This window comes from Frankia sp. R82 (assembly GCF_023716925.1).
Classification (GTDB): Bacteria; Actinomycetota; Actinomycetes; order Frankiales; family Frankiaceae; genus Frankia.
In genome coordinates this window covers 1-5,001 of record NZ_JAMQQG010000347.1, presented here as the reverse complement: position 1 = coordinate 5,001, position 5,001 = coordinate 1, and the positions used below count along the sequence as shown (strand labels likewise).

Genomic DNA, 5,001 nt, shown 5'->3' with positions numbered 1-5,001 from the left:
GTTCGATGGCTGCACGCTCACCCCGTTCGACCAGCTCACCCCGTTCGACGGTGTGACACTCACCCCGTTGGACGGCTGTGCGTGCACCCCGTTCGAGCCGGGGCGGACGGTCGTCGGGGCGGTGCCGCCAGGCGGGCCGCCGGCCGCGGGAGCGAGGGACACGCCGTTGGAGCTGCCCGCCGCAGTCGGTGGCGCCGCGCTCAGGGGCGAGGTCGGCGTCGGGTCCGGGGCCGGGGTTGCAGCCGGGTTCTGGGGCTGCGGGTGGGTCTGGTGCGGGACCTGGCCCAGCTCGGGCTGGGCGGCCACGGAGCCAGCGATCACCGACGGTGAGATGTCCGACCGCACCGGGCCGCGTGTGGTGACGCGCCGGCGACGAAGGGCGGCCTCGGTAGACAGAGCGACCTCGCGATCGGCGGAATCGGCGGACGACCCGCACTGGACGGAGCCCCGGTGACGGAGCGCAGAGTGTTCTACGACGTGTCGGAGTCTAGCCGCCGGATCGCGGCGCACGCGCGCCGGCCGCGTCTGGATCCGCCGGCCCGGGATGCGGTCTGCCTCACGTCCGGCCCGGGCACCACCCGCCACGGCCGCCCGGAGTGGGGCCGAAGCCGCCCCGACCAGACCCGGGGCAGTCCCGCGCCGGCCCGATCCGACCAGGCAGCCGGCCCTGCGACCCACCCGACCAGGCGGAAGTTGCCGTGTCGGTCGTCTCTGCGTGGTGTCGCTCACGGTCCACGTCCAGGCCATTCGTCCTGCTGTTCGCCTTATCGCTACCTGGGCGTCACGTGGGCGCGTCGTGAGGGATCAGACTGGGATCAGACTGGGATGGCGCAGGCGTGGCTGGGTAAGGGCCCGAGGGGTTGGACCGGATGGGCGGTGCCCTGCTCGTGGGGTTGCATCCGGTACTGCCCGGCGGGCCGTGTCCGGCCAGGTCGAGTGGCGCCAGGCCGGTGTGGGTTCGGCCACCTCGGCCGGATTCGCGGATGATCCCGGCAGTCACCACGCCGGGAACGGCTTGAGATCGTGTGAAGGACCCATCGCCGCGGAGAGGAAACACCACCGATGAGCACCCCCCTGTCCGAACTCTCGGCCGCCGGAGTGGCGGTCTGGTTGGACGACATCAGCCGCCAGCGGCTGCGGACCGGCAATCTCGCCGATCTGGTCGCCACCCGTGACGTCGTCGGTGTGACCAGCAACCCGACGATCTTCCAGAAGGCGATCGGCTCGGGCGACCAGTACTCCGAGCAGCTGCATGACCTGAAGGTCCGTGGCGTCGACGTCGGTGAGGCCGTCCGGGCGATCACCGCAGCCGACGTCCGCGAGGCCTGTGACGTGCTGCGTGGCGTGTACGACGCCAGCGGCGGGGTCGACGGCCGGGTCTCCCTGGAGGTCGACCCGCGGCTGGCCCACGACACCGAGCGCACCGTGGCCGAGGCCCGTGCGCTGTGGTGGCTCGTCGACCGGCCCAACCTGCTCATCAAGATTCCGGCCACCCTCGCGGGCCTGCCGGCCATCACCCGGGTGATCGCCGAGGGGATCAGCGTCAACGTCACGCTGATCTTCGGCCTCGAGCGGTACGAGGCGGTGATCGACGCCTTCGTGACCGGTGTCGAGCAGGCCCTGGCCGCGGGGCGCGACGTCTCCGATCTTGCGTCGGTGGCGTCGTTCTTCGTCAGCCGGGTCGACTCCGAGGTGGACACCCGCCTCGACAAGATCGGCACGCCGGAGGCCAAGGCCCTGCACTCCAAGGCCGCGATCGCGAACGCGCGCCTGGCCTACGAGCGGTACGAGAAGATCTTCGGCTCACCCCGCTGGGCGGCGCTGGCCACCAAGGGCGCCAAGCCGCAGCGTCCGCTGTGGGCGTCGACGTCGACGAAGGACCCGTCACTGCCGGACACGATCTACGTCACCGAACTGATCGCCCCCGGCACCGTCAACACGATGCCCGAGGCCACGTTGCAGGCGTTCGCCGACCACGGCACGGTACCCGGTGAGACGATCCGGACACGCTACGACGACGCCCGGGCCGTGTTCGCCGCGCTTACCGAGCTCGGCGTGGACCTCGACGACGTGGTGGAGACCCTCGAAGCCCAAGGCGTCCAGAAGTTCGAGGATTCCTGGAAGCAGTTGCTCGACACGGTGGCTCACCAGCTCGGCCGCAGCGATGCCGCCCGCTGACCGGCATCCGACGAACACGAAGGGGGAACGGGTGGCGTCCACGGTGAACTCCAACCCGCTGCGGGATCCGCGGGATCGCAGACTGCCCCGGCTGCCGGACGCCAGTGCGCTGGTGGTGTTCGGTGTGACCGGTGACCTGAGCCGCAAGAAGCTGATCCCGGCCGTCTACGACCTGGCCAACCGCGGTCTGCTGCCGCCGGGGTTCGTCCTGCTGGGATTCGCCCGCCGCGACTGGGGGCACGGCGACTTCGCCGACTTCGCCCGCGAGTCCGCCGAGAAGGGCGCCCGCACGCCGTTTCGCGCCGAGGTGTGGGACCGGCTGGAGAGCTCCATCCGGTTCGTCCCCGGCTCGTTCGACGACGACGTCGCGTTCGACACGCTCTGCTCGACACTGCAGGAACTCGACCGCAGCCACGGCATCGGCGGCAACGCGGCGTTCTACCTGTCCGTCCCGCCGTCGGCGTTCCCGGTCGTGCTCAAGCAGATGCAGCGCACCGGGCTTGCCGGCACCGGCGGGGACGCGTGGCGCCGGGTGGTCATCGAGAAGCCGTTCGGGCATGACCTCGACTCCGCCCGCGAGCTGAACTCGCTGGTGGACGACGTGTTCACGCCGGCCGGGGTGTACCGGATCGACCACTATCTCGGTAAGGAGACGGTGCAGAACCTGTTCGCGCTGCGGTTCGCGAACACGTTGTTCGAGCCGATCTGGAACTCGCAGTTCGTCGACTCGGTGCAGATCACCATGGCCGAGGACGTCGGCATCGGCACCCGGGCGGGGTTCTACGACGAGACCGGCGCCGCCCGGGACGTCCTGCAGAACCATCTGCTGCAGCTGCTCGCGCTCACCGCGATGGAGGAGCCGGTCAGCTTCAGCGCGGAGACCATCCGCACCGAGAAGATCAAGGTGCTGCGGGCGGTGTCGCTGCCGGACGACCTGAGCCGCTATGCGGTGCGTGGTCAGTACGAGCAGGGCTGGCTCGCGGGCGAGCGGGTCGCCGGTTACCTGGACGAGAAGGACATTCCGCCGGACTCGCGCACCGAGACCTACGCGGCGGTGCGCCTGGGCATCGAGACCCGACGGTGGGCGGGGGTGCCGTTCTACCTGCGCACCGGCAAGCGGCTGCCACGGCGGGTCACCGAGATCGCGATCGTGTTCAAGAAGGCGCCGCACCTGCCCTTCGACCAGACCGACACCGCCGAACTCGGCAACAACCAGCTCGTCATCCGGGTGCAGCCCGACGAGGGGGTCACGCTCAAGTTCGGTTCGAAGGTTCCGGGCTCGGCGATGGAGGTCCGCGACGTCGCGATGGACTTCCTGTTCGGCGAGGCGTTCACCGAGGCGCTGCCCGAGGCCTACGAACGGCTCATCCTCGACGTCCTGCTCGGCGACGCGACGTTGTTCCCGAACAACGCCGAGGTCGAGGAGTCGTGGCGGATCATCGACCCGCTCGAGGAACACTGGGCGACCACCACCCCGTACCGCTACCGGGCGGGAAGCTGGGGCCCGTCGGCCGCCGACGAGATGCTCGCCGCCGACGACCGCCGCTGGCGGCGCCCATGAGCGCGTCCGCGCCGCCCACGACCGCCCGTCGCCGGGCTGAGAGGAGCACCTCGTGACCACGCTGTGGGACACCACCGGATCCGATGTCGTCAAAGCGCTCGGTGCCGAACGGCGTGCGGCCGGTGCCCTCGCCTTCGGTCTGGCGCTGACACTCGTCGCCGTCGTGGACGAGAAGAACGTCCGTGAGGCCGAGGCTGCCGCCACCCAGGCGGCGTCGGCACATCCGTGCCGTCTGCTGCTGGTCGTACGCCGACAGATCGACGCGCCGCACCCGCGCCTCGACGCGGAGGTGTCGATCGGCGGGCGCCTCGGCCCCGGCGAGGCGATCGTCATGCGCATGTCCGGGCGTCTCGCCCTGCACGCCGAGTCCGTCGTGCTGCCGCTGCTCGCCCCGGACGCACCGGTCGTCACCTGGTGGCACGACGAGCCGCCGACGCGGATCGCGTACGACCCGCTCGGTGTGTTCGCCGACCGGCGGGTCACCGACGTCGCTCAGGCACCCGACCCGCTGTCCGCGCTCTACCAGCGGGCCGCGGACTTCGCGCCGGGTGACACCGACGTCGCGTGGACCCGCCTGTCCCCCTGGCGCACCCTGCTCGCGGCGGCCTTCGACGCGATCGGTGACCGTCCGACCGCCGTGGTGATCAGCGCCGGACGGTCGAACCCGAGCGCCCAGCTGTTCGCCGGCTGGCTGCGCAACCGGCTCGGCGTTCCGGTGACGGTCGAGGAGTCCGGCGGCGAGGCCGCCATCAGCAGCGTCACGGTGGAACTCGGCAGCGACCGGCTGGCGATCACCCGCACCGACGCCCACTCGGCGACGATCTCCCGTTCCGGCTACCCGGACCGGGTGCTCCCACTGGTCGAGGGCGGGCTCGGTGACCTGCTCGCCGAGGAGCTGCGCCGTCTCGACGACGACGTCACCTTCGCCGAGGCGCTCGGTACCTGGAGCAGCCTGCCGAACCTGGCCGCCCGCAACCCGCACCGCGAGCACATCTGGCGCGACCCGATGCAGCACAGCCCGGTCCCCGCCGGAGCAGCCGCGTCCGCATCCGGCTCCGCCGCTGGCTCCCGCGTCCCGGCCGGTTCCGACTCCGGTTCCGGTTCCGACTCCGGTTCCACGCCGGCCACGACCGCCACCCCAACAGGTCGGACGGCGCCAGCAGATCGCCGGGCGGCAGCGGACCGCACGGCACCGGCCGGTCGCGGGGCACCGACGGGCCGCGGGACGCCGACAGGCCGCGGGTGGATGATCGGCGGGGCGG

Annotated in this window: 3 protein-coding genes and 1 pseudogene; 3 read left to right on the top strand and 1 reads right to left on the bottom strand. The window is 71.5% G+C overall.

The window, feature by feature from the left end:
• Positions 1-321: pseudogene (locus tag ND747_RS28130) on the bottom strand (hypothetical protein); the annotation flags it as partial.
• 741 nt (positions 322-1,062) lie between these two features.
• On the opposite strand from ND747_RS28130, the gene tal reads away from it, so the two are divergent.
• The 3 genes from tal to ND747_RS28115 form a co-directional block, all read left to right on the top strand.
• A complete protein-coding gene (gene tal, locus ND747_RS28125) occupies positions 1,063-2,178 on the top strand; it encodes a transaldolase (RefSeq protein ID WP_251737281.1) in 1,116 nt (371 codons plus the stop codon).
• 31 nt (positions 2,179-2,209) lie between these two features.
• On the top strand, positions 2,210-3,739 hold the full coding sequence (zwf, locus tag ND747_RS28120; protein ID WP_251737280.1) for a glucose-6-phosphate dehydrogenase: 1,530 nt from the start codon (positions 2,210-2,212) through the stop codon (positions 3,737-3,739).
• Positions 3,740-3,791: 52 nt separating this feature from the next.
• The coding region (locus ND747_RS28115) for a glucose-6-phosphate dehydrogenase assembly protein OpcA (protein WP_251737279.1) at positions 3,792-5,001 on the top strand (1,210 nt) is incomplete at its 3' end.